Genomic DNA, 1079 nt, shown 5'->3' with positions numbered 1-1079 from the left:
CCGGCTACTATCTGGTCGGAGGCGCCTTCGCCGTGGCCGTCAGCTTCCTCGTCCTGGCGCTGCTGCCGGCGGCTTCGCTTGCCCGCTTCTGGCGCCGACGCCTGCCGCTGTTCACCTTCGGCGACAGCGCCCGCGCCGCCATCAGCCTGATATCCTTTGCCGGCTTTGCAATTCTCATCGCCGCCGGCCTTTTCGGCAGCCACGACCCGCTTTCAAACCCGCTGCCTTTGGTGATCTGGACCCTTTTGTGGGCCGGCGTCACGCTGTTGCAAGGCCTCTTCGGCGATCTCTGGTCATGGCTGAACCCCTGGTATGGACCATGGCGTATCGCCTCGCGCCTGTTCGGGACCGGGACATGGCGCCTGCCCCGATGGGTCGGCTGCTGGCCTGCGGCCATCTTGTTCTTCGCCTTTGCCTGGTTCGAACTCATCGATCCGGCGCCCGACGATCCGGCGCGTCTGGCCGTGGCCGCCGGCCTCTACTGGCTATTCTCTTTCCTCGCCATACTGGCGTTCGGCTATCGCGGCTGGAGCCGCAGCGGCGAATTCCTGACGGTCTTCTTCTCCATGGTGGCGCGTTTCGCAATTGTGGTACGGAACGAACATGGCCGGCTTGCCCTGTGCTGGCCGGGCGCCAAGCTGCTGGCCGCGGAGCCCTTGCCGGCCAGCGGCATGGCTTTCCTGCTGCTCGCCCTGTCGTCGGTGTCCTTCGACGGCCTGTCGAAAACCTTCTTCTGGCTCGGCCTGTTCGGCATCAACCCGCTCGAATTTCCCGGCCGCACGGCGCTGATCGGCAGCGGCACTTTCGGGCTGATCCTGACATTCGCGCTGCTGGCGGCGGTGTTCCTGCTTGCCGCCTGGCTCGGCCAACGTCTTGCCGGCAGCGACCACATTCTTAACCAGGCGGCCGGTCAGCTGGTGTGGTCGATCGTGCCGATCGCGCTTGCCTATCACATTGCGCATTATCTGACGGCGCTGCTCGTCGACGGCCAATATGCGCTTGCGGCACTTTCCGATCCGTTCGCGATGGGCTGGAACCTGTTCGGCACGGCCGATCTGCAGATCGAGGCCGGACTCGTT

1 protein-coding gene is annotated in these 1079 nt (G+C 65.2%); it reads left to right on the top strand.

The window, feature by feature from the left end; genetic code table 11:
* The coding region (locus EOA22_RS34770; RefSeq protein ID WP_127390675.1) for a hypothetical protein at positions 1-1079 on the top strand (1079 nt) is incomplete at both ends.

It is taken from the genome of Mesorhizobium sp. M7A.F.Ca.US.014.04.1.1 (assembly GCF_003998745.1).
Taxonomy (GTDB): Bacteria; Pseudomonadota; Alphaproteobacteria; order Rhizobiales; family Rhizobiaceae; genus Mesorhizobium; species Mesorhizobium ciceri.
Note: the sequence above shows the minus strand (reverse complement) of the source record. Positions and strands in the feature narration are given on the sequence as shown.